Genomic DNA, 22,741 nt, shown 5'->3' with positions numbered 1-22,741 from the left:
CGCGACGAACATGGAGATGCCATGCGCTGGACAGTGATTGAACACGGCGGCATGCCCGTGGCCTCGGGGCCCTCGGCGCTGCTCGCCGCCCCGGGCGGCACCATCGGCCGCAGCCCCGACAACCACCTCGTGCTGCCCGACGAACACCGGCAGATCTCGCGCCTGCAGGCCACCGTGCGCTTCGACGACGACGGCGCCGCCGTGGTGCGCAACATGAGCGCGGTGCTGCCCATCGGCGTGAACGGACGCACGCTGCGCCACGAAGAAGAATCGCGCGTCGCGCTGGGCGACCGCGTGACCATCGGCAGCTACGTGCTCGAAGCCGCGAGTGCAAGCCAGGCCCCACCGCCTGCGATCACCGAGGCACCCATCACCGAGCCGCTCACGGAGCCACCGGCCGCACCGATCACCGAGCCGTCGCTGTCGCAGTTGGTGTCTGCCCCGTCTGTGGCGTCGAGCCTCGCATCGGCCCCGTCGATCAGCGCGCTGCTGCCCACCGCATCGCCGGCCTCCGATGTCTTCGCGGACCTGTTCGGCGAAGGCGCGCTGCCCCTGGGCGATGCACCGCCCGAGACGACGGTCGCGATGCCGACCTTCGCGCCGGCGCCGGTGAATGCGCCGGCCCCTGCGCCGCTACCTGCACCGCCGCCTTTCTCTTCCTCTGCTGCAGCGCCTTCCACGACCACGCAGGTCTCCGCGCAGATGCCGTCGGCCGCCGACTGGGACGCCATCCTCGCGAACGCACCGCGCCGCGCCGACGATGCCGCGGCGCCCATGCCCGACCCGCTGGCGCACGAGCCCTTCGCCCTGCCCTCGCAAGCGCAGCGCAACCCCGTCGATCCGCTCGCCGGGCTGGACCCGCAGGCGACGCAGGGCCTGTCGGACCTCGCGCTCAAGCGCAGCATGGACCCGCTCTCCTTCTTCGCCGAAGACCGCGATGCGCCCTCGCCGCTGTCCGACCCGCGCCCCACGGCGCTGACGCAGGACAACCCGCTCGACGACGTGCACCCGGCCATCGACCTGATCGCACGGCCGCCGGCCGCGTCGTCGGGCCACAGCCTGGCGAACCATGCGCGGGAGATGACGTCGCAGTTCAATCCGCCGCAGCCGGTGGCGATCACGCCCTCGGTCGCCATGCCGGAGCCTGTGGAAGAGGCTGCGCCTGTTGAGGAGGAGCCCGTTGTTGTCGCAGCGCCGGAGATTCCGGTCGCGGTGGCGCAGCCCGCCGTGCTTGAGGAAGAAGCACCGCCAGCCTTGCCGGTCGCTGCAGTCCCTGCACCAGCGCCGATCTCCCCACGCGCCCCCTCCTCCGGCGACGACCTGTTCAAGGCGTTTCTCGAAGGCGCCGGCGTGCCCGAGATCGCGGGCCAGCAGCCGCTCGATGCCGAGGCGATGCGCCACCTCGGCCGGCTGATGCGCGCCTTCACCGACGGCACCATCGAGCTGCTGTCGTCGCGCGCGATGCTCAAGCGCGAGGTGCGCGCCGAGATCACCATGATCGTGGACGAAGAGAACAACCCCTTCAAGATCCTGCCCAACGGCCGCGCCGTGCTGATGCAGATGTTCGGCGCGCGCATGCCCGGCTTTCTCACGCCCGAGGCCGCCGTGCACGATGCGCTGGGCGACCTGCAGTCGCACCAGCTCGGCATGGTCGCCGGCATGCGCGCCGCGCTGCTCACGCTGCTGCACCGCTTCGACCCGGGCGGTCTCGACAAGGCCACGCCGCACGACGGCGGACTCGGCGAGAAGCTGTTGCCCGGCGGACGCGAGGCGCGGCTGTGGCGCCAGCTGAAGCAGTTGCACGCCAGCACCACCGCCGCCGTCGAGGACGACTTCCAGGCCGTCTTCGGCCGCGCCTTCCAGCAGGCCTACGACCGCGAGATGGAACGCTTGAAGGAGGCGCGCCGTGCTTGAAGCCACCCACGCCTTCGCGGTGCCCATCTCGACCTCGCAGTTCTCGTGCGTGGGCGAACGCAGCGGCAACCAGGACGCCATCGGTTATCACCTGGACGAACGCAACGCCTGCTTCGTCGTGAGCGACGGCGTCGGCGGCCACGCGGGCGGCGAGCTGGCCTCGCGCATCGTGGTCGACACCGCGCTCAACACTTTTGTCGACCACCCGTCCGTCGCGGCCGACGACATCCGCCATGCGGTGAAGGAGGCCAACGACGCCGTGCTCGCCAAGCAGCGCGAGCTGGCCGACCAGAGCCGCATGAGCGCGACCATCGTCTCTCTGTTCGTCGACCGCGCCACCGGCGAGGCCTGCTGGGCCCACGTCGGCGACAGCCGCCTCTACTGGTTCCGCCGCGGCGCGCTGATGCAGCGCACCGAAGACCACAGCCTGTCGGAACGCTCGGGCGAAGCCGCCGCGGGCCAGGGCGCGAATGGTGGCGAGCGCCTGGTGAAGAGCAACCTGCTGTACCGCGCGCTCGGTGCGCGCGCGACGGCGGAGACCTCGGTGTCGACACCGCAGCGGCTGGCCGACGGCGATGCGTTCCTGCTGTGCACCGACGGGCTCTGGCAGCTCATCTCGCAGCAGGTGATGGAGCGATCGCTGCAGCTGGCCGACAGCGCGGAAGAGTGGCTCGCGCTGCTGCGCCGCGCGGCCGAGGCCAAGGCCGACAAGTCGCGCGACAACTACTCGGCGCTGGCGGTGTGGGTGGGGTCGCCGCAGCAGGTGACGCTGGCGGGGACGGCGGCCTGACCCTCCGTCAGGCCGCGGCCGAAGCGCTTCAGAATTTGAAGTTGAAGAACTTGAAGTGCAGGCCGGGGATGCACTCGAAGCCCAGGATGTTCATGCGATTCTGGGTCGTGAGGCTGGTCATGCGCGTCGCCGGCGTCCCCCTGAGCAGGAAGGTGAAGGAGCCCGTGATGTGCCGCTGCACCTGCATGAACACCTGCGAGATCATGCCGCCCAGGGTCCCCGGTTGATCACCCAGCGTGAACGGCGTCATGGTGGCCATGTTGTGCATCGGCCCGCCCATCAGGAGGATGTTCCAGCACACGGGCAGGGACATGGGCCGGAGCCCGACGTTGAGAAACGGGAACGGCACCGGCGTTCGGCAGACATCCGGGAACGCCAGCGAACCGCCCATCCATTGATGCGTGGCCAGACACATGAGTTTTTCTCCTTGAGGTTGCGTGATTTCGGGCTTCGGTTCAGCCCATGTGAATCTGTCCGGCGTCGACCTTCATCAACTCCTTGCCGGTCAGCAGCACGTGCTTGCCATGGATGACTGCCGTCTCCTGCGCGCGCACGTCGAGGTGTCCGGCGCGCACCTGGTCGACCTCGTCGACCAGACGCAAGGCGCTGCGTGCCATCTGGACCATGCGATCGGCCACCGACTCGAACAGCTTGCCGACCAGGCGCAGCCGGCCGACCGTGGCGTCGAGCGTCTGGCCGGTGTAGCGCATGTCGGCCACGTGGCATTGCGCCTGACCTGCGTCGAGAGACCATTGGGTCGCCTTCATCTCGAGCCCGGCAGCGCTTCGCAGACGAATGTCCGTCGCGCTGTCGATGGACACCTCGCCCGCGGGCGCCGACAGATGCAAATCACCGGGCACCTCGATGCGGCTTTGTGAAGCGTCGGCCTGTTCGATCACGGCGATCAGATAGACCCGGCGGCTGTCCGGCCCCGACAGCAGGACCGTGTCGCCCGGTTGTGGCTTGAGCAGACAACTCGCCGCACGGCGGCACGACCAGAGGGCGCCATCTTCGGCTTCCACGTGGAGCAGCCCGTCGGCATCGGCCGACATCAGCCGGCCCAGGCGCTGGACCGGCCCCGAGTCTTCAACGACCGTACGCAATGGAACGACATTCATGATGTATCTCCTTTATCTGCTGAGAGACCTGCGATGCAACGCGGGCTCGTCGTTGTCACTCAAGGAACCTTGGACCACGTCTGTGCCTTGTGCAATTCCGGATCGCTTTCGATGATGCCACCTCGCCTCGAAAAACGGGCCCCGTCCTGCGCCGTGCGATGCACCCGCGTGCGAAGGAAGTGCGCACCCCGGAGGTCGGCATCGGTGAGTTCGGCGTAGGAGAAGTCCGCATCCTGCAAGCTGGCATTGCGGAAGCTGGCGCCCGTGCATCGGGCCCGATGGAAAACGCTTTCGTGGATATGCGCGTCACTGAGGTCCGCGCCTTCGAGCCTGGCCTCGACCCAGATGGAACGATCGAAGCGTCCGCCCTGCAGCTTCGCATGGCGCAGGTCGGCCGCAGGAAACAGCACATTGGGCGCGTCCGCGGCCACGAAGCTGGCGTTGCGCAGCGAAGCGCCCTTGAAGATGCACTGCGTCAGGATCGCATGGCTGAAATCCGTGTTGTCCAGCTGGCTGTCGGTGAACACGCAGCGCTCGAACCGCTGTGCAGGGAAGCGCTGGTTCGTCATGTCGCATTCGATGAAGAGCACGGTGTCGAAGCGCGTGCCGGCGAAAGAGGCGCTCGCCAGATCGAGACGATGGAAAGTGATCGAATTCAATGCGGCACCCGAGAAATCGGTGCCCGCCAGACGGCATTCCGCAAACGTCGCATACCTGAACTGCTCGGACCGCAGCCGGCTTTGATCCAGCTCGCACCGGAAGAACGTGGTTCGCTCAAGGACGGCCTGTTCGAAGCTGGCCTGCGGCAGTTGCGACTCCGCGAAGGTGGTGCCTTCGCACCGGGCCTCGTCCAGCTGCGCCCGGGCCAGCTGGCAGCGCAAGAACCTGGTGTCGCTGAGCGTGCTGCGCGACAAGTCGGCGTCGCTCAGCTTGCAATGGCTCAGCGAGCCACCTGCCAGGTTCGCGCCCGTCAAGCGCGCACCGGTGAAATCGACCTGGTCGATCAGCGCGCCGGAAAGATCGAGCCCGCTCATGTCCCAACCCCTGCAATCCGCCTTGCTGACAGGAACGCCATGCCGGATGTTGTCGAGCAGTTCATCCCGCGTCATTCGGCAGGTGCCTCCGGCCGCCGCGCCGGCCAGACCTTGGCATGTTGCGTATAGGCGCCTTCCGTGCGCGTGAGCGCGTCGACCCGCGTCTGCGAGACATCGGCCCGAAACAGGTTGGCGCGCGCCAGGTCGGCCCCGCGCAGGTCGGCCTTGGCCAGATTCGCATCAATCAGATTGGCCTCGCGCAAGGACGCGCCGGCGAAGATGGCGCGAATGAACAGGCTGTCGCCCCCGACCATGCGGTCCAGCGTGGCGTGGCTCAGGTCGCATTCGGAGAGATCGCTGTTCTCGATCCATGCGTCGCTCAGGTCCGCATGCGCCATCGGCGTGGTTCTGAGCCCGCACTCCTTGAAATGGGCGGACCGGAACCTGGCATGTGCCAGCGTGCTGCCATGCGCAAAACTGCTGCCTTCCATCTTCGTCTGCGAAAAATTGACGGCGGCCGAGCAATCGGTCGTGACGAAGCCGCAGCGCAGCAGATGCGCACCGACGAAGGAGACGCCTTGCAGCCGGCATTCGATCCATGTCATCTGATTGAAGGATGCCTCGTCGAAGCGAAGTTCCTCGAGCGCCAGTCGTATCAAGGCCACCTGCCGCCAGTGCGACTTTGCGAAATTGCAGTGGCGCAACGCCGCCTCGTGGAACTGTGTCAGCTCGAAGGAAGCCCCCACCATCTGGCAGTGATCGAAGTGCGTCTTGCTGCAATTGGTTTCGTGCAGCGCGGCACCGTCGAAGACCGTGTGCTCGCACCGCGCGCCCCCCAGGTTGGCCTGGAACAGATGGGCGCGTGCCATCGATGCGTGGCTCAGCTGGGCCCGTGCCAGCACGGCCTGCGAGAAATCGCAGCCGTCCAGTTGCGCGCCCTGGAGGTTCGCGTCTTCGAGCGAAGCGCCCACGAAACGGGCACCTCGCAGGTCCATCCCGGACAGGTCGACCCCGGCCAGGTTCAGGCGTGAGAAGTCGCGCTGCGCCGGGTCCGCGGCTGCGAGCCGGCGACGCCACTTCGCGGAGCGGAACGATGGCGCAGGCGACGCCGGCCGCGACAGATGCGCCCCGTGCAGGTGCGCCTGCTGCGTGAGCGCGGACACCCCGTCGGCGGGTGCGGGCCCGGGCCGCAGCGGTTCGTCCTCTCCATCGTCGTCGGCTTGCGCTTCGGGGAAGGGGCGGGCCTGCTCGGGCAGGTGGCCCTTGGCGATCGCCTCCATCTGTGCCTTCGCTTCGCGCGCCTGCGTGTCCAGCCTGCCGAGAAATTCGGGCAGGTCGTCGATGTCGGGCAGTGTGGCCAGCGGGGCCAACGGCGGCAGGTAGTGATCGGGGTCCAGCCCCTGGGCACGCAGTTGCTCGCGGCGCTGCTCGTGGTCACGAAGCTGGCCTGCGCGCATGTTGCGGGGCAGCGGCTCGCCCATCACGTCCGGAAGGACTGTGCCCCAGTCGCTCAGGAGTTCCTTGGGCATCAGGTCGCTGTCGCGCAGCGCGTGGATCGCCCCGCGCTCCGGATCGAGCCGGAGCCTCAGCACGGATTCGTAGTGCGCCATCGGCCGCGGCGCGTCTTCCGAACGCTCCAGTGCGGCCATGATCAACTCGATGTCGGCGGCATCGTCCTCGATGATCGGAAACACGCCGTGCCAGAGAAGCGCGACCCGCTCCAGATGCGGGAAGAACCAGGCCGTGGTCAGCCGCATCGGCACTTCGCGCAGGTCGCCGCCGCTGGGGGTATGCCGAACGAAGCTGCGCGCCCGCCAGCACGGAAGGTTCCCCCGAAGGACCGGGTGCTCCGGGTGCATGTTCCAGAGTTCGTAGCTCGCGCCGGGAGGCACCTCCTGCCGGCCTTCCCAGCGCTGGTCGGCGGGTGCCGCATTGAAACAGCGCCAGTCAATGTCCTTCGCAAAGCCAGGGAAGTCGTTCTCCAGCCACTCCTTGCCATACTGGGTGCCCATCAGTGACATGCGCTGCGGCCAGTCTGGAGGGATCGCGCCGAAGCCCACCGGCGCGACGGCCTGCTTCGGCGAGACCGGTCGCGTACCCGGCGCTTCGATGTGCGCAAGCCGCTTCGTGTGCACGCCATTGACCATCTCTTCGACCGAGCCCATGCCCACCGGGTTGTCCGCCACGGAAGGCCCGCCGTAGGCGTGTTGCCAATCCATGCGAATCTTCTCGAAGGCCTGCGGCGGCGTCGGCCGTCCGCCGAGCCAATACCGGTCGCCAAAGACCGTCAGGGACTTCTGCAGCTCGGCGACCTGCAGCTTCACGGCGCAACTGGACTTGTCTTCCTGGTGGTTCGTGTAGGCGTAGCCGCTGACCAGCACCTCCGGCGTCAGCTTGGGCACGGCGAGGTCGAGCACGGCGCCGGCCCCCAGTTCCTGCGCCGTGCTTTTCCACAGCTCCTGCTCCAGCACCACGCGCGCGTCATCGCCAAGGGTGCTCATGGCCATCACCGTGACGCCCAGGTGGTCGCGCCGCTGCCAGCGGTAGGGCCGCGTCAGTACGGCGAGTCGAAAAGGTTTGACTGTTTTCACGGGCGACTCGTTCAGATCGGCTCGACAAGAACGCCGCGGTCCAGGTGGCCGGCGTCGTAAAGCACGGTCAGCGATCGACCCTTCTCATAGCGTGAGAGGTTGGTGAGCGGCACCGGCACCGAGGTCTTCACCCGGCGCACGAGACCGTCCTCACCGGCGAAGGACACCACCAGCGAAACAAGGACCCGGCCATTGAACAACCCTCGCCCCAGTTCGATGCTGTCCACCTGGCCCGTGGCGCGGGCGCGCAGGCGCCTCTTCCTGAGGCGCATCGCGAGGTTTCGCAGCAACTCGCCGCCGCCACACAGCAGGAAGGCGCCCGACATGCCGAACAGCACGGTCAGCCACGTGCCCTCGAACGCCGAAGAGGGCGCACGGAACGTGAAGAACAAGGCCAGCGCAACGAGGAGCAGGCCGAGGCTGGTCAGTTTCATGGCGATCTTGAGGGGCCTCAGAAAAAGGAAATCAGACCGGCCAGCTTGGTGTAAAGCGCGTTGGACTTGGCGGCGACGGCATCATTCGACTGGTTCAATGCCACGTTCGAACCGCGAAGCACCTTGAAGTCCAGCGCCAGGACACCGACGTTGGTGGCGGCGGCCGCGAACGTCATGCTGAACGGCGTACGCATGATGAAATGGCCATCGGCATAGGTATGGATGACCGGCGCCTGCGACTCGACCTTTCCGTCGGAGGTGGAAACGATCTCGTTCTTCGCGTGCGTCCTGACGTACTCGCCCGCGTCCGTGGTCACACCCTTCTTGTACTTCACCTCGTTCTGGTTGGAGCTGTGGGTGATCTTTTCAGCTTCGACCAGCCAGTTCTTCCCCGGCGCCCTGAAGGTGATGTCCCCGCCTTCGGTCTCCACGGTGTAGTTGCCCTTGATGTTCGCCTTGTAGAAGCCGCCCGTCTTCAGGGTCGCGAACATGGCGACGTCCACCTCCCACCGACCTTTGGTGGTCTTGAGAATCTTGCGGCCCACGGTCTCGGTGTGCGTTTCGGTGACCGTGAGGTCCTTCGTCCCGGTGACCGTTTCATTCAGGTGGGGTTTGATGAACCGGTCTTCGCCCGTGTCCACCGTGTCGTGCCGCTTGCCGGTCACGTGGATGGTCTGGTTGCCGATGACATCGACCTGCTGGTTGCCGCCGTCCACCTTGATGAACTGGTCACCCCCGTTGACGGTGATCTTCTGTGGCCCGCCCTTGTTCACCGTCAGGGTGTGCGGGCCGTTGATGGTCTCGTCCAGCGAAGTGTCGCCCGTGTACTTGTCGGCCCCGTCGATGAAGGTGGTGCGCTCGCCCTCCACCGTGTGCGTCTCGTTGTTCTCCACCTCGATCGTCAGATCCTTCTGCGCATGGATCTTGATCGACTCGCACCCCGGGTCATCGTCGATGATGAAGTGATTGGCCAGCTCGCCATCGCCCTTGATCGTGCGGCTGATGAAGCCGCTGACCGTCGCCTTGGCCGGCAATTCCAGCGGCGGCATCTGGTCCGCGTTGTAGACGCGCCCGATGATGATCGGCCGGTCGGGGCAGCCCGCAATGAAATCGACGATGACCTCCTGCCCCACGCGCGGATGGTTCACCGCGCCGAAATTGGAGCCGGCCCACGCGCTCGACACGCGCACCCAGCACGAGCTGTCTTCGTTGCGCTGGCCGTAGCGGTCCCAGCGGAACTGCACCTTCACGCGGCCGTACTTGTCGATCCAGATGTCTTCGCCGGGCGGCCCGACCACGGTGGCGGTCTGCGGGCCCTGGGTGCTCGGCACGCGCGTGATGCGGCGTGCGCGGAACGGGAACGAGGTGGGCTGCACGCCGAAGTGAAAGCTGTACTCGCCCGGCATGCCGCCGCTGGCATAGCCGCCCTCGCGCAGGCTGTACATCACCGAGACGACGAGGTACTCGCGGTTGTCCTCGTTGCGCGGTGCGTTCTGCATGGTGAAGCGGTAGCCGGGCGCCATGCCGCGCACGTTGGTGTGGCCGGTGTCGACCTCGGCCTGGGCCTGCGCTTCCTCGAGGCGGATGCGCGCGTAGTGCTCGCCCTGCCCCGCATCGCTGTAGCCGCCCATCCACTCGTACATCTCGTAGCGGCCGTGGTCGTTGCCGCGCGGCTGGCTGCGCGTGTTGAGCAGGTCGGCCCTGGGCTTCTTGAAGTCGAAGTCGTCGACCACGTAGGTGCCGGGGCGGATCTCTTCGGTCACTTCCCACTGGTCGATCACTTCGCGGCCGGGGTCGCTGGCGCGGTCGCTCGCGAGGTAGCCGATCTTCGGATAGCCGGGCAGCGTCTCGTGGGCGCTCATGTCGTCGGCGAGCACCAGCGTGTGCTGGTTCCTGTCGTGCTTGAAGTAGTAGTAGATGCCCTCGTGCTCCATGAGCCGGCTCACGAAGGCGAAGTCGGTCTCCTGGTACTGCACGCAGTACTCCCACTGGCGGTATGAGGCACTGAGCTTCTTCTCGAAGGCGAAGCCGTACTCGCCCAGCACGTCTTCGAGGATCTCGACCACCGACTTGTTCTGGAAGATCTTGCAGTCGCTGGTGCGCGTGAGGTACCACAGCCAGGGCCGCACCGAGGCGCGGTACACGGTGTAGCGCGAAGAGCCGCCCTCGCGCCCGATCATGGTGAAGCGCGTGATCTGGCCGTTGAGGTAGCGCGGCGTGCCGCTCAGGGTCTGTATTTCGAGCGCGAGCGGCTTGCCGAGCAGGCCCTTCATGTCGACCGAGGTGTTCGGGCTCAGCAGGTCGACCTCGAACTCGAACAGCTGCGACAGCCCTTCGCTGCCGTGCATCGAGCGAAACAGCAGCTGTTCTTCTCCGAGCGGGGTGTGGGCTTTGACGACTCTGTCCATGCGGCTCTCCCTTGGGTCTACGCGGGGCGTTCTGAAAACTCGTACTGGAAGTCGTCGCCCGCTGCGCCCAGCTGCACGCCGGCGAGCTTGCGCGCACTGACGGTGGCGCCGATGACTTCCTCGCTCAGCCGGGGCAGGATGGTGTGCGTGAGGATCGCGTCGATCATCCGGCCACCCGACTCTATGGCCGTGCAGCGGCGTGCGACAAGCGCGACGGCGCTGTCGTTGTAAGCCAATGCAATGCCGTGGTTGGCCTGCAGGCGCGCCGCGATGCGGTCCAGCTGAAGGCGAATGATCCGGTGCAGCGCATCGGCCTGCAGCGGGTAGTAGGGCACGACCACCAGGCGCCCGAGCAGCGCGGGCGCGAACACCTTCAGCAGCGGCTCGCGCAACGCGGCCGCCAGCGGTTCGGGGTCGGGGCGCAAGGTCGGGTCTTCGCACAGCTGCATGACGAGGTCGGTGCCGACGTTCGACGTCATGATGATCACGGTGTTGCGGAAGTCGATGTGGCGGCCTTCGCCGTCTTCCATCCAGCCCTTGTCGAAGACCTGGAAGAAGATCTCGTGCACGTCGGGGTGCGCCTTCTCGATCTCGTCGAGCAGCACCACGCTGTAGGGCCGGCGGCGCACGGCCTCGGTGAGCACGCCGCCTTCGCCATAACCCACGTAGCCGGGCGGTGCGCCCTTGAGCGTGGAGACGGTGTGCGACTCCTGGAACTCGCTCATGTTGATGGTGACGAGGTTCTGCTCACCGCCGTACAGCGCCTCCGACAGCGCGAGCGCGGTCTCGGTCTTTCCCACGCCCGAGGGACCGCACAGCAGGAACACGCCGACGGGCTTGTTGGGGTTGTCCAGCCGCGCACGCGCGGTGCGGATGCGCCGCGAAATGGTCTCCAGCGCATCGGGCTGCGCGACCACGCGGGCCGACAGGATCTCGCCCAGGCGCAGCACCGACTGCGCGTCGTCGCGCACCATGCGGCCGATGGGGATGCCGGTCCAGTCGGCGACCACGGTGGCGACGGCCTGTGCATCGACGGCCGCGAGGATGAGCGGTGTCTCGCCTTGCAGCTTCACGAGCTGGTCTTGCGCTTCGTCGAGTTCGGCGCGGATGGCCTCGGGCGTTCGCTCGGGCTCGGTAGGCGGTTTCTCTTCGCGGTCATCTTCCGCTTCAGATTGCACCGGCACCGCCGCAGGCGACAGCAGCTTGCGCAGCGCGACGATGCGTTCGACCAGCGCCGCCTCTTCCACGCGCCGCTGCTCCAGCAGTTCGAGCTCGGCCTGCGCGGCAGCCACCTGCGCCGCGATGTCTTCGACGCGCTGGTGCTCGCCGACCCCGATCGCCGCCTCGCGCCCCGCGATGCCCGACTCGATGCCCAGCACCTCGATGCGCCGCTTCAAATCTTCGAGCGCCGCAGGCAGCGCATGCTGGCTCAGCGCCACGCGCGCGCACGCGGTGTCGAGCAGGCTCACGGCCTTGTCGGGCAACTGGCGCGCGGGAATGTAGCGGTGCGACAGGCTCACGGCCGCTTCGAGCGCGGCGTCGAGGATGAGCACGCCGTGGTGTTTTTCCAGCTCGGCCGAGATGCCGCGCAGCATGACCACGGCCTTGGGCTCGGTGGGCTCGTGCACCTGGATGGTCTGGAAGCGCCGCGTGAGCGCCGGGTCTTTCTCGATGTACTTCTTGTACTCCGACCACGTCGTGGCGCCGATCGTGCGCAGCCGGCCGCGCGCGAGCGCGGGCTTGAGCAGGTTGGCCGCGTCGCCGGTGCCGGCGGTGCCGCCCGCACCGACCAGCGTGTGCACTTCGTCGACGAACAGCACGATGGGCTTGGGGCTTTTCTCAACCTCGTCGATCACCTGGCGCAAGCGCTGTTCGAACTCGCCCTTCACGCCCGCGCCGGCCTGCAGCAGCGTGGGGTCGAGCACCCACAGCGACACGTCTTTCAGCGAAGGCGGCACGTCGCCGGCCGCCAGACGCGAGGCCAGGCCTTCGACCACCGCTGTCTTGCCGACGCCGGCCTCGCCGGTGAGCAGCGGGTTGTTCTGGCGCCGGCGCATGAGGATGTCGATGATCTGGCGGATCTCGTCGTCGCGGCCGTACACGGGGTCGAGTTCGCCGGCGCGCGCCTTGGCCGTGAGGTCGCTCGCGTACTTGGCCAGGGCCGAGCCGCCGGCGGCGGGGGCATCGCCCTGGTGCTGCGCCACGGGTGCGCCACCGCCCGCATCCGACGCGGCGTCGTAGTCGTCTTCCGGCGAGCCTTCGGTCCACGCGGCGAGTTGCGCGACCAACACGTCGGGCACGAGCTTGTCGAACTCGCGCGAGATTCCCGAGAGCACCTGGCGCAGGCCCGGCGTCTTCACGATGCCCGCGAGCAGGTAGGCGCCGCGGATCGAGGTGGCCTCGAAGCGCAGGCTCGCGTACACCCACGCACGCTCCACCGCATGGTCGACGTGCTCGGAGATGTCGCTGATCGAGGTGGCGCCGTGCGGCAGGCGGTCGAGCGCGCGCACGAGGTCCTGCTCGACCGCGTCGAGGTTGAGCCCGGCGCGCTTGATGATGCGCAGCAGGTCGCTGTCCTGCAGCTGCAGGATCTGGTGCAGCCAGTGCACGAGCTCCACGTAGGCATTGCCGCGCAGCTTGGCGAAGGCGGTGGCGGTTTCCAATGCCTTGTAGAGCATCGGATTCAACTTGGAGAACAGAGAGACGCGGCGGATGTCGGTCATGAGGGAGCCGGTGCGTTGCGGGAAAAGAGCGCCTCGGGCTGGAACACCATGTCGCCGGCGTCGGTGTCGGACAGGCGGGTGCCGAGCCAGCTGCCCCAGCCCAGCCGCTGGTCGCTGCTCAGCCGCATGCCGCGCGCCTCGGGCTTGCTGAGCACCAGCCGCAGCTCCCAGGCGAATTCGATGCCGACGTACTGGCGCACCCAGTCGACCACCTGCTGCAGCCGCGGGCTGCCCGGCAGGAACTCGCGGAACTGCTGTTGCGACAGCGGGCCGAGTTCTAGGCGGAACTTGCCCTGCGCGTCGCGCACCGCCAGGCCGATGGTCGCGCCGCTGCCCAGCCGGTGGTTGCGCCCGAGCTGGCCGATGCGGCTGACCTGGCGCTCGTCGATGTGCACCCAGTCGCTCACGAACTCGACCACGCGCACGGGCACGTCGAAGTACAGGCGAAGAATCTGGATGAGCCCTTCGGGGTTGCGGGTCTGGCGCACCAGGTGCCCCGCCATGTGGGTGCGCGCGTGGTCGGCGATGCGGTCGCGCGCCTTCAGGCCGGGCTGCCCCATGTTCATGAGGCTGGCCACGTAGTCGACAAAGCGGTGGCCGTCGGTGCGGTCCAGGCTGTTGACCGACTGCGCGTCGGCCCAGGCGCGGTAGAACAGCAGGATCAGCCGGTGATGGAACAGGTCGGCGAACGCGCTGAGCGTGTTGTCGGCGTGGTGGCGCTTGCGCTCGCGCGCGTACTCGGTCAGGTGCAGCGGCAGCGGGCCGTTGGGGCCGAACAGGCCGAAGCCGTAGATCGAGATGCGCGGCGCGCCGTCTTCGTCGACCTCGACGCCCGACACGTTCGACGGCGCGAAGGCCATCGAGGGCTCCTGCCCCAGCCGCAGCGGCTCGTCGCGCGGGCGCGGCGCACGGCCCAGCAGCGGGTGGTCGCCCTGCGCGTCGAGCCGGCGCAGCAGCATGAACAGGTCGTGCTCGAAGGGCTGCTCGACGAGCCGGGCCCACAGCGCGGGGTCAGCCTCGGGCACGCCGCGGCGCGGCGGGGCTTTCGCCTTCGCGTGCGCCGGGCTGCGCGCATCAATGGCCGCCTCGTCGCGCGGCTCGGCCTCTGCCTGCAGCACCTGCAGCATGGCGTCGTCGGTGAGGCCGGTCGTGCTCATACGGTGGGGCGGCGTCCCACGCGCGGGGTCCAGCGCGCGATCTCGCCGCGCTGCAGGCTGGACAGCGCGAACTCGGTGAAGGCATTGAGCGACACGTGCCGGCTGAAGAACTGCTCCAGCACGGCGCCGAACAGGTACGGGCTCGTGCCCGAGAACGCGACCTCGTCGATCTGCAGCGCGATCTCCACGCCGCGTCCGAACACGATCGGCCCCGGCTCGGGCAGGCGGCGAAACACGGGCGCCAGCGCCATCGAGCGCACGCCCTGGATCTGCCGGCGCACGGCCGGGTCGGCGAGGTTGCCGTACAGGTCGAGCATCTCGCGCAGCGCCGCGGCGCCCTGCGTGGCATCGACGTCGGTCAGGCTCAGGTAGTTCAGGCCCAGATGGCTGATGAGGCGCCAGGTGAGCGCGCCTTCGGCCAGCGCCGGGTACGGCCGCGACGGCCCGCGCAGGATGCGCACGCCGCGCACCGGCGCCGACACGCGCAGCGTGAAGTCCGATTCGAGCCCGGTGGGCAGCAGCAGCGGCAGGTCGCGGTTGGTGCACAGCGCGTCGATGGTGATGTGGCGCAGGCTGTGCGGGAACGGCGCGTCGTGCTGGTCGACCAGCGACACGTACACCTCGCTGCCCGTGTAGCTGGTGCGCGTGCCCTGCGCGCGTGCGCGGTCGGACACCAGGCGCGGTTCGCGGCGCAGCGAGAAGTAGGCGCCGAAGTCGCCGTCGTCGGACGCGAACGAGCCCAGGAAGGGCCGGAACTCGCGCTCTTCGGAGCCGTTGGCCATGTGGCCCGTGACGCGCTCGACGGTGAAGATCTCGAAGTCGCGCGGGCGCGTGCGGTCGATCACCGCATGGTGCTCGTGCTGGCCGGGTCCGACCGGGATGCGGTCGCTGCGGCGCGGCACGAGGTTGATGATGGGCGTGCAGAACAGCGAGAAGTGCCTGGCATCGACCAGCCGCTCCAGGTCGGCGTCGGCGCGGTCGAGCAGGATCACGATCTCCATCGTGGTGCCGCCGATGACCGAGGCCGCCGCGCGCAGGTGCTTCACGCTGAAGAACAGGTAGCGCTCGGGAAAGGCGAAGTACTCGTGCAGCAGGCGGTAGCCCTGGAACGAGCGCGCGTCGTAGGGCAGCAGCGACTGCTCGGGGTCGAAGCCCTCGTGGCGGATCGCCTCGTCGCCCAGCGGCACGATGCGCGCCGTGCTGCCGGGGCCGGCGCGGCAGACGGTGGCCACGCTGTGGTGAGCGACCAGTTCGAGCACGCGCAGCGCGTGCAGCTCCGCGCCCGAGAGAAAGAACTCGAGCCGATCGAGCGGCATCTCGGCAAAGCGCGCGCCGCCCACCGCCTCGAGCTTGATGGTGATGGCACTCTTCGCCTGGCGCGCCGCCACCGGCAGCGCATGCGCGATCTCGGCCGGCACCGGGCCCAGGCTCGCCTCGGCAATCTTGATCGGCCACAGCGTGACGGCATGGCCCGTGCGGAACTCGCAGGCCGTCTGCTCGCCCTTGATCATGCGGCCGCGCAAGAGCGTGTGGCGCGGCAGCTCGTAGCCCGCCTTCAGCGAGCCTTCGTTGAGGTTGCCGTCGATCTGCACCACGGCCATCGCGGGCAGCGGCGCGAGGAAGTTGGGGTACACCACCTCGAGCAGACGCTGCGAGAAGCGCGGAAACTCCGCGTCCATCTTGAGCTGGATGCGCGCCGTGAGAAAGCTGAAGCCTTCGAGCAGGCGCTCCACGTACGGGTCGCTGACCTCGATGCCGCGCATGCCCAGGCGACCCGCGATCTTGGGGTAGCGCTGCGCGAACTCGGCCCCGAGCTCGTGCATGTAGGTGAGTTCGCGGTTGTAGTAGTCGAGGAGCTTGGCGTCCATCACAGCCCTCCCGTCGGCCGCAGCACCATGTGCCCGCTCTCGAGGTCGAGCTCCGAACGCAGGATGAATTCGATCGGGTACGGCACCGACCACAGCGTGCCGCGGATCTCCAGCGCGAGCAGGTTGTGGTGCTCCAGGTCGGTCGCATCGGTCACGCAGCGCACGTCGATGCTGTCCTTCATGATGCGCGGCTCGAAGTCGATGATGGCCGCGCGGATGGCGGCTTCGACGTCGGCGAAATCGACCTCCGACATGCGCCCGCCGGCCCAGCCGCGCACGCCGTAGTTCACCACCGAGCCGCGGGCGCGCGGCATGCCGTTGATGCGGTGGTCGGCGCCGAAGTTGGTGGTGTTGAGCAGCCACTGCAGGTCGCGCAGCACCGAGTCGCGCAGCAGCTTGCCGCTCATGAGGAAGGCGCCTGCGCGCTCCTGGCCGTTCTGCGGCGCCTTGTCGGTGAGGCGGTCGAGCAGCACCGGTTGCAGGCGGTCGCGTGCGACGCTTTCCTGGGCGTCGCTGTCGATGTCGGTGGTGACGGCGGGGGTCATGCAGCCACGCCTTCCGTCGCTGCGGCGAACTCGATGCGCCGCAGGTCGAGCAGCGAGTGGTCGCCGGCCTCGCTGATGAGCGTGCGCTGGCCGACGCCCGCGAACTGGTCGTCGGCCGCGAGCGGTTGCCAGTCGGTGCGGCGGCCCAGCGCGGTCTCGTCGTCGAGGCTGTCGAGCGCGCCCGGGTAGCGCACGGGCACGAGGCCGTTGAGGCCGCGTCCGTCGTGCAGCTCGATCTCGGCCGGCGCCCACAGCAGGTCGACCAGGTGCTGCGGGCGCGAGAACTTGATGCGGCGCACCGCCGGCAGCGGCAGCCACGCATAGCCCGAGGGCGTGAACAGTTCGAGCACGGCGCCGATGCGCGCGTCGCCGTCGCACAGCCAGGCGAAGTCGCTGTGCGCCGCGGGCTCGCCGTCGAGCGCCTGCACGGCCCGCGCATCGGAGCGGTCGACGGTGGTCAGCGTGCCCTGCAGCGCCGGTGCCGCATCGCGTGCGGCCTCGCGCAGCGCGGCGGCTTCGTCGGCACGTTCGGCGGGCAACACGGCGGCGCCGAGCAGTTGCTCGACCCAGTCGGCATTGCCCGAGACGATGGCCGGCGTGCGTCCGCCGCCGGCCCAGAAGTCGGAGCGTTCGCGCTCGCCCCGCAGGGCCATCGCGCAGGTGACGCTGGCCGGCGTGAACGTGGGGTCGAGCTTGGTGGCGAGCTTGAGCTGGTCTTCGGCCCGCTGCCATTCGCCGCGCAGCGCGAGGAAGTGGCACAGGGCAAGGCGCAGGCCGGCATTCTGGGGACTGGCGCGGATCTGCCGCTGTACCCATTCGGTGTGCTCGGCCACGGAGCGCTCGCCCAGCACTGCAAACCCATCGCCCATGAAACTTCCCCGTTGACTGGCTGAAAGGTGAAAGGCGGCGCGCCGCGAAGGGGCGCCGCAGGAGACAGACAAACGGCTGTGGACCGCCGGCGGGGGCTGCATGGCCCTGAAGGCCACGGCCCCGCCGCGCAACAAGGAAATCAGGCTTCCTTGTTTTCCTTGATGTTCCAGCCCAGCACCGTCTCGGCGCCCTTGCCGCCCTTGTCGGTCTGTTCCCAGTACTGCTGTTTCACCTTCGCGGCCTGGAAGGCGTACTGCACGAGCACCGCATCGCCGCCCTGCTCGGCCGTGTACTGCACCGAGGTGACGAGCACCTCTTCGAGCGTGACGCGCGTGTATTCGATCTGCGAGCCGCCGGCCTTGCACACGGCCACTTCGACCTTGCTCAGGTGCTTGCCGCTCGCGCAGTTCTTCAGCACGGAAGGCGCGGCCTTGTCGATGCGCGCGAGCACCTGCAGGTCGTTGAAGCTGGCCTTGCCCACGCCGCCGCCACCGCCGCTGACCATGTTGCCAGGCTGCGTCGCTCCCCATGCAAACGACTTGATGTCGGTCCAGTCCTTGTGGTTGGAGTCCTTGGACTCGCCGTTTGCACCCTCGACGCGCATGAACATGTCTACTGCCATGATTGACCCCCAAAAGTTATCGATGAATTGCCCGGTAGCGGGACAGTGGAATTAGCTGCTGTCCTTCTTGTTGGACGGCAGCTTCGAAACCAGCCGCAACGACACCGTCAGCCCCTCGAGCTGGTAGTGCGGCCGGAGAAAAAACTTGGCGGCGTAGTAGCCGGGGTTGTCCTCGATGGCTTCCACCTGGACCTCGGCCGCCGCCAGCGGCTTCATCGCCTTCGTGTCCTGCGACGAGGTGCCGGGGCTGCCGTCGACGTAGTTCATGATCCAGTCGTTGAGCCAGCGCTCCATGTCCTCGCGCTCGCGGAACGAACCGATCTTGTCGCGCACGATGCACTTCAGGTAGTGCGCGAAACGGCAGCATGCGAACAGGTACGGCAGGCGCGCCGCCAGGTTGGCGTTGGCCGTGGCATCGGCGTCGTAGTACTCGGCCGGCTGCTGCAGCGACTGCGCGCCGATGAAGGCCGCGAAGTCGGAGTTCTTGCGGTGCACCAGCGGCATGAAGCCGTTCTTGGCCAGCTCGGCCTCGCGCCGGTCGCTGATGGCGATCTCGGTCGGGCACTTCATGTCCACGCCGCCGTCGTCGGTGGGGAAGGTGTGCGTGGGCAGGTTCTCGACCGCGCCGCCCGACTCCACGCCGCGGATCGAGGTGCACCAGCCGAACTGCTTGAACGAGCGGTTGATGTTCACGCCCATCGCATAGGCCGAGTTGGCCCAGGTGTAGCGCGTGTGCAGCGCCGAATCGGTTTCTTCCTCGAACTCGAACTCGTCGACCGGGTTGGTGCGCGCACCGTAGGGCAGGCGCGCCAGGAAGCGCGGCATGGCCAGGCCGATGTAGCGCGCGTCTTCCGAATCGCGCAGCGACCGCCACGCGGTGTGCTCGGTGTTCTGGAAGATCTTGGTCAGGTCGCGCGGGTTCGACAGCTCCTGCCACGAGTCCATCTGCATCACGGTGGGCGAGGCGCCGGCGATGAAGGGGCAGTGCGCGGCGGCGGCGATCTTGGCCATCTCGCCGAGCATCTCGACGTCGGGCGGGCTGTGGTCGAAGTGGAAGTCGCCGATCAGCGCGCCGAAGGGCTCGCCGCCGAACTGGCCGTACTCGGCCTCGTAGATCTTCTTGAACATCGGGCTCTGGTCCCAGCCGATGCCCTTGTGGCGCTTGAGCGAGCGCGCCACTTCGCGCTTCGATGCGCACATGACGCGGATCTTCAGCTGCTCGTCGGTCTCGGTGTTGTTCACGAGGTAGTGCAGGCCGCGCCATGCACCTTCGAGCTGCTGGAAGTCTTCGTGGTGCAGGATCTGGTTGATCTGCTCCGACAGCTTGCGGTCGATCTCCGTGATGATGGCCTGCACGCTGCGGTAGGCGTCGTTCGAGATGGTGACGGTGTTCTCGAGCGCCTGCACGGCCAGCGTCTTGACGGCGTTCTCCACCGCCTCGCGCGCCTGCTCGGTCTTGGGCTTGAACTCGCGCTGCAGGAGGTCGGAGAACTCGTTGGGCTCGAGCGCTTCGACGGTGGCGGTGCGGGCGCGTGCGCCTTGCTGGGATGCGGTGCTCATGGTGCGGTCCTATCGTCGGCTTGCTTGGCTGCTGCGGCATCGGCGGCCGCCTGCGCGACCGCGGGGTTGGGCGCGGACGCCAGCGACTTGAGCAGCGCCGGGTTCTGCAGCGCCTGCGCGATGAGTTGCTCGGCGCCGTTCTTGCCGTCCATGTACGAGAGCAGGTTCGACAGCTCGGTGCGCGCCTCGAGCAACTGCTGCAGCGCATCGACCTGGCGCGCGATGCGCGCGGGCGAGAAGTCGTCCATGCTGTCGAAGGTGATGTCCACGTTCATCTGGCCTTCGCCGGTGAGCGTGTTGGGCACCTGGAACGCGACGCGCGGCTTGATCGACTTCATGCGCTCGTCGAAGTTGTCGATGTCCACCGCCATGAACTCGCGCTCCGCGAGATCGGGCATGGGGTCGGTCTGCTTGCCCGCGAGGTCGGCGATGACACCCATCACGAAGGGCAGCTGGATCTTGCGTTCGCTGCCGTAGATCTCGACGTCGTACTCGATCTGCACGCGCGGCGCCCGGTTGCGCGCGATGAACTTCTGACCACTGTTCCTGACACGGTTGTCTGCCATAAGCGTCCTCTTGAAACTGAATGCATGGGTCGTACCGGTCGACCGGTGCCGGCGCGTTGTTCCTGCTCGCCGGCAGCAACGGCCGCTAGGGCGATGCGGCGTCGCCGTTCAACGGGCGGCCGGCAAGGCTTTCTATCTTTTGCAATCCCTCGGGCACGAGCTCTTCGATGATCTGGAAGAAGTTGAGGTCCATCAGCCGCTGGGCCCTGCGGATCAGCATGGGTGCCGGATGGCTCGGTTCCGTTCGTTCCAGGAACTCGCATGCTTTTTCCAACAACACTTGCACATCTTCACGAGCCGATATTTCAATCTCTTGAATACGCAGCGGGCGCACTGCAGCCTGCGTGGCCGCTGCAATGTGCGCTGCGGGTGCGTGCACCTGCGCCGCACCGCTTGTGTCTTCTGCACCGCCCACTGCCGACGCCTGCGGCGCTTCGCTGTGCGGCTGCTCCGGCAGCAACTGGCCCACGGTGCGCAGCGACCGTTCGAGCCTTGAAAAATCGGGCGCCCAGCTCTGGCCCAGCGCACGCTCGCAGGTCTCGCGGATGCGCTGCAGCAGTGCCAAAGCCTCACGCAGGGCCACGACCGGCGCTGCCGCCTTGTCGTGTGCGCGGCGTGCGGCCTCGCGCAGGCGGCCCACGCCGCCGGGGTAGTCCACCTGGTCGCTCTTGCTCGAATCGAGCAGCGCCTCGACCTGCCGCAGGCTCATTGCCGTGCCACCGTCTTCGAGCAGCCGCGCATCGCGCACGCTGCGTCCGAGCCCTTCGGCTTCGGCCAGTGCGGCCAGCGCATTCATGCGCGGCAGCGGGTCTTCGTTCGTGCCATCGACGACGCGCGGATGCACGTCGTTCCAGAAAGTCTGCAGCACCGCATCGACCTGGCGCAGCCCGTCGACATAGCCGGGCAAGCCGCGGCTTTCGGTCCATGCGAGCGTGAGCGGCACCAGCACGCGCAGGTCGCGCGTGCGCACACACAACTGTCGTGCGATGCGGTCTACACGCGCCCAGTCGGGCGGCTCGGCGGGGATGATGGTGTCGCCGAACTGCTGCTCGCGCTTGCCCGTGGCCGCCTGTTGGAGCGCCATGAAATCGGCGTCGTATTCCAGATCTTCACCACAGGGAAGCGGGCCCTCGACGGGCGTCTGCAACAGATCGATCTCATTCGGCAGCAACCACGACTCCCTTGATTTATCCACTCGCGATGGTAGTCATCTTGAGGGTAAGAAGAGGCATGGTCAACCGCAACAGAATGCAAAGTGCAGCCTCTGAATTCCAAAGGAGTACATCTGCTTTTAAAGTGCAGAAGTACGGGCTACAGCAGCCGACGCGACGCGAGGTTGCGCATCAACGCACCGAGGCCGAAAGACCATCGTGGCGCCTGGTCTGCATGCACCACGCGGTTGTTCAACGCACCCAATTCAGGCGCCGCGATGCGCACATGGTCGCCCACCACATGCGTGAATCCTTGCCCCGGTCCGTGACGGTCTTGTGTCGGCGCGAACATCGTGCCCAGAAACAACATGAAACCGTCTGGGTAGGCGTGGTGGCGGTTGAGTGTCTGCGCCACGAGGTCGAGTGGATCGCGGCTGATTTTCGACAGCGAGCTCGAGCCTTCGAGCGTGAAGCCCTCGGGGCCTGTCACGTTCAGTGCGACCGTGATGCGGCGCACATCTGCAATACCGAAGTGCGCATCGAACAGACGGATGAACGGGCCGATGGCGCACGACGCGTTGTTGTCCTTGGCCTTGCCCAGCAGCAGTGCACTGCGGCCTTCGAAGTCGCGCAGGTTGACGTCGTTGCCGAGCGCGGCGCCCAGCGTTTCGCCGCGGCTGTTCACCGCGAGCACGACCTCGGGCTCGGGGTTGTTCCAGGCCGAGTCCGCGTGAATGCCCACGTCGGCGCCCGTGCCCACGGCCGCAAGCACCGGCGCCTTGGTGAAGACCTCGGCGTCGGGGCCGATGCCGACCTCGAGGTACTGCGACCACATGCCTTGCGCGATGAGCACGTCCTTCACCTTCATGGCTTCGGGCGAGCCCGGCACGATGTCGGCGAGGTTGTCGCCCAGCACGTCGCCGATGGCCGCGCGCGTGGCCTCGGCGCGCGAGGCATCGCCGCGTGCCTGTTCTTCGATCACGCGTTCGAGCAGGCTCGCGACGAAGGTCACGCCGCTGGCCTTCACGACCTGCAGGTCGCAAGGGGCGAGCAGCCAGGCCTGGTTGTTGTCGCGCGTGCTTTCGTCGCTGTTCGCCAGCACGGCATCGAGCGCGGCGATGCGTGGCGCGGTGCCACTCTGCAATGCAGCGCGCACGGCTTCGGCCGGCGAGCCCTGGCGTTCGAGCAGGTCGCTCATGGTGGGCGCGAGCGTCGACAGATCGTGCAGGCCATCGCCTTGCACGGCCACCAGCACCGGGCCCACGCCGGGTTGCCAGAGGCGGCCGACAAGGGTGGCGCGCTCGGCGTCGCGGGGCAGGCTGGAAGCGATCGAAAGGTCCAAAGGCATGGTGGGGTGTCTCCGTGAATAAGGTCTGCGCGCCATCGTAGC

At 67.7% G+C, this 22,741-nt stretch carries 18 protein-coding genes; 2 read left to right on the top strand and 16 right to left on the bottom strand.

From position 1 onward, the window contains the following. The first annotated feature begins 21 nt into the window (after positions 1–21). Together tagH and AC1RAA_RS26410 are read left to right on the top strand one after the other, a co-directional pair. Positions 22–1,914, top strand: coding sequence for a type VI secretion system-associated FHA domain protein TagH (gene tagH / locus AC1RAA_RS26415; RefSeq protein WP_492731401.1), 1,893 nt, complete (start codon positions 22–24; stop codon positions 1,912–1,914). Continuing rightward, entirely contained in the window at positions 1,907–2,704 is a 798-nt protein-coding gene (locus AC1RAA_RS26410) for a PP2C family protein-serine/threonine phosphatase (RefSeq protein WP_095949836.1), read from the top strand. The genes tagH and AC1RAA_RS26410 overlap by 8 nt, the downstream gene beginning before the upstream one ends. A gap of 28 nt (positions 2,705–2,732) precedes the next feature. Here AC1RAA_RS26410 and AC1RAA_RS26405 read toward each other — a convergent pair whose 3' ends face one another. The 16 genes from AC1RAA_RS26405 to AC1RAA_RS26330 all read right to left on the bottom strand — a co-directional run bounded on the left by AC1RAA_RS26405 (position 2,733) and on the right by AC1RAA_RS26330 (position 22,699). Continuing rightward, the gene (locus tag AC1RAA_RS26405; protein ID WP_454899598.1) at positions 2,733–3,119 is read right to left on the bottom strand and encodes a DUF4150 domain-containing protein; all 387 of its coding nucleotides are present in this window, start codon (positions 3,117–3,119) and stop codon (positions 2,733–2,735) included. 40 nt (positions 3,120–3,159) lie between these two features. Then, on the bottom strand, positions 3,160–3,822 hold the full coding sequence (locus tag AC1RAA_RS26400; RefSeq protein ID WP_447740124.1) for a DUF3540 domain-containing protein: 663 nt from the start codon (positions 3,820–3,822) through the stop codon (positions 3,160–3,162). Between the two features lie 59 nt (positions 3,823–3,881). Then, complete coding sequence (locus AC1RAA_RS26395) at positions 3,882–4,931, bottom strand: pentapeptide repeat-containing protein (RefSeq protein WP_492731397.1); 1,050 nt, start codon at positions 4,929–4,931, stop codon at positions 3,882–3,884. Next, positions 4,928–7,447, bottom strand: coding sequence for a DUF2169 domain-containing protein (locus tag AC1RAA_RS26390; RefSeq protein ID WP_492731395.1), 2,520 nt, complete (start codon positions 7,445–7,447; stop codon positions 4,928–4,930). Before AC1RAA_RS26390 ends, AC1RAA_RS26395 begins: the two co-directional genes overlap by 4 nt. 11 nt (positions 7,448–7,458) lie before the next feature. Beyond that, positions 7,459–7,881 carry a hypothetical protein gene (locus AC1RAA_RS26385; RefSeq protein ID WP_492731393.1) on the bottom strand — a complete coding sequence of 141 codons (423 nt, stop codon included), beginning with the start codon at positions 7,879–7,881 and terminating at the stop codon, positions 7,459–7,461. Positions 7,882–7,898: 17 nt separating this feature from the next. Further along, positions 7,899–10,289, bottom strand: a complete 2,391-nt coding sequence (locus AC1RAA_RS26380; RefSeq protein ID WP_492731390.1) for a type VI secretion system Vgr family protein — start codon at positions 10,287–10,289, stop codon at positions 7,899–7,901. A 17-nt stretch (positions 10,290–10,306) separates the two neighbouring features. Continuing rightward, entirely contained in the window at positions 10,307–13,012 is a 2,706-nt protein-coding gene (gene tssH / locus AC1RAA_RS26375) for a type VI secretion system ATPase TssH (protein ID WP_492731387.1), read from the bottom strand. Beyond that, on the bottom strand, positions 13,009–14,169 hold the full coding sequence (gene tssG / locus AC1RAA_RS26370; RefSeq protein ID WP_492731385.1) for a type VI secretion system baseplate subunit TssG: 1,161 nt from the start codon (positions 14,167–14,169) through the stop codon (positions 13,009–13,011). The genes tssH and tssG overlap by 4 nt, the downstream gene beginning before the upstream one ends. Beyond that, on the bottom strand, positions 14,166–16,037 hold the full coding sequence (gene tssF / locus AC1RAA_RS26365; RefSeq protein ID WP_492731383.1) for a type VI secretion system baseplate subunit TssF: 1,872 nt from the start codon (positions 16,035–16,037) through the stop codon (positions 14,166–14,168). Before tssF ends, tssG begins: the two co-directional genes overlap by 4 nt. After that, positions 16,037–16,582: a type VI secretion system baseplate subunit TssE gene (gene tssE / locus AC1RAA_RS26360; protein WP_492731381.1), complete on the bottom strand. Its 546-nt coding sequence runs from the start codon at positions 16,580–16,582 to the stop codon at positions 16,037–16,039. Before tssE ends, tssF begins: the two co-directional genes overlap by 1 nt. After that, positions 16,579–17,451: a type VI secretion system accessory protein TagJ gene (locus AC1RAA_RS26355; protein WP_492731378.1), complete on the bottom strand. Its 873-nt coding sequence runs from the start codon at positions 17,449–17,451 to the stop codon at positions 16,579–16,581. The genes tssE and AC1RAA_RS26355 overlap by 4 nt, the downstream gene beginning before the upstream one ends. 140 nt (positions 17,452–17,591) lie before the next feature. Next, positions 17,592–18,074 (bottom strand): Hcp family type VI secretion system effector, encoded by a 483-nt coding sequence (locus AC1RAA_RS26350; RefSeq protein ID WP_062473964.1) that lies wholly within the window; start codon positions 18,072–18,074, stop codon positions 17,592–17,594. Positions 18,075–18,125: 51 nt separating this feature from the next. Continuing rightward, complete coding sequence (gene tssC, locus AC1RAA_RS26345; protein ID WP_056583649.1) at positions 18,126–19,634, bottom strand: type VI secretion system contractile sheath large subunit; 1,509 nt, start codon at positions 19,632–19,634, stop codon at positions 18,126–18,128. Continuing rightward, positions 19,631–20,200, bottom strand: coding sequence for a type VI secretion system contractile sheath small subunit (gene tssB / locus AC1RAA_RS26340; protein ID WP_062473966.1), 570 nt, complete (start codon positions 20,198–20,200; stop codon positions 19,631–19,633). The genes tssC and tssB overlap by 4 nt, the downstream gene beginning before the upstream one ends. Before the next feature lie 85 nt (positions 20,201–20,285). Next, a complete protein-coding gene (tssA, locus tag AC1RAA_RS26335) occupies positions 20,286–21,371 on the bottom strand; it encodes a type VI secretion system protein TssA (protein WP_492731376.1) in 1,086 nt (361 codons plus the stop codon). A 140-nt stretch (positions 21,372–21,511) separates the two neighbouring features. Further along, the gene (locus AC1RAA_RS26330) at positions 21,512–22,699 is read right to left on the bottom strand and encodes a fumarylacetoacetate hydrolase family protein (RefSeq protein WP_492731373.1); all 1,188 of its coding nucleotides are present in this window, start codon (positions 22,697–22,699) and stop codon (positions 21,512–21,514) included. Between the last annotated feature and the right edge of the window lie 42 nt (positions 22,700–22,741).

Source organism: Variovorax sp. GW823-FHT04F07, assembly GCF_058795995.1.
Note: the sequence above shows the minus strand (reverse complement) of the source record. Positions and strands in the feature narration are given on the sequence as shown.

Bases quoted from the DNA above. Each gene is read 5' to 3' on its own strand.
- tagH (WP_492731401.1), top strand. From the start codon at position 22: ATGCGCTGGACAGTGATTGAACACGGCGGCATGCCCGTGGCCTCGGGG.
- AC1RAA_RS26405 (WP_454899598.1), bottom strand. From the start codon at position 3,119: ATGTGTCTGGCCACGCATCAATGGATGGGCGGTTCGCTGGCGTTCCCG.
- AC1RAA_RS26400 (WP_447740124.1), bottom strand. From the start codon at position 3,822: ATGAATGTCGTTCCATTGCGTACGGTCGTTGAAGACTCGGGGCCGGTC.
- AC1RAA_RS26395 (WP_492731397.1), bottom strand. From the start codon at position 4,931: ATGACGCGGGATGAACTGCTCGACAACATCCGGCATGGCGTTCCTGTC.
- AC1RAA_RS26385 (WP_492731393.1), bottom strand. From the start codon at position 7,881: ATGAAACTGACCAGCCTCGGCCTGCTCCTCGTTGCGCTGGCCTTGTTC.
- AC1RAA_RS26380 (WP_492731390.1), bottom strand. From the start codon at position 10,289: ATGGACAGAGTCGTCAAAGCCCACACCCCGCTCGGAGAAGAACAGCTG.
- tssH (WP_492731387.1), bottom strand. From the start codon at position 13,012: ATGACCGACATCCGCCGCGTCTCTCTGTTCTCCAAGTTGAATCCGATG.
- tssG (WP_492731385.1), bottom strand. From the start codon at position 14,169: ATGAGCACGACCGGCCTCACCGACGACGCCATGCTGCAGGTGCTGCAG.
- tssF (WP_492731383.1), bottom strand. From the start codon at position 16,037: ATGGACGCCAAGCTCCTCGACTACTACAACCGCGAACTCACCTACATG.
- tssE (WP_492731381.1), bottom strand. From the start codon at position 16,582: ATGACCCCCGCCGTCACCACCGACATCGACAGCGACGCCCAGGAAAGC.
- AC1RAA_RS26355 (WP_492731378.1), bottom strand. From the start codon at position 17,451: ATGGGCGATGGGTTTGCAGTGCTGGGCGAGCGCTCCGTGGCCGAGCAC.
- AC1RAA_RS26350 (WP_062473964.1), bottom strand. From the start codon at position 18,074: ATGGCAGTAGACATGTTCATGCGCGTCGAGGGTGCAAACGGCGAGTCC.
- tssC (WP_056583649.1), bottom strand. From the start codon at position 19,634: ATGAGCACCGCATCCCAGCAAGGCGCACGCGCCCGCACCGCCACCGTC.
- tssB (WP_062473966.1), bottom strand. From the start codon at position 20,200: ATGGCAGACAACCGTGTCAGGAACAGTGGTCAGAAGTTCATCGCGCGC.
- AC1RAA_RS26330 (WP_492731373.1), bottom strand. From the start codon at position 22,699: ATGCCTTTGGACCTTTCGATCGCTTCCAGCCTGCCCCGCGACGCCGAG.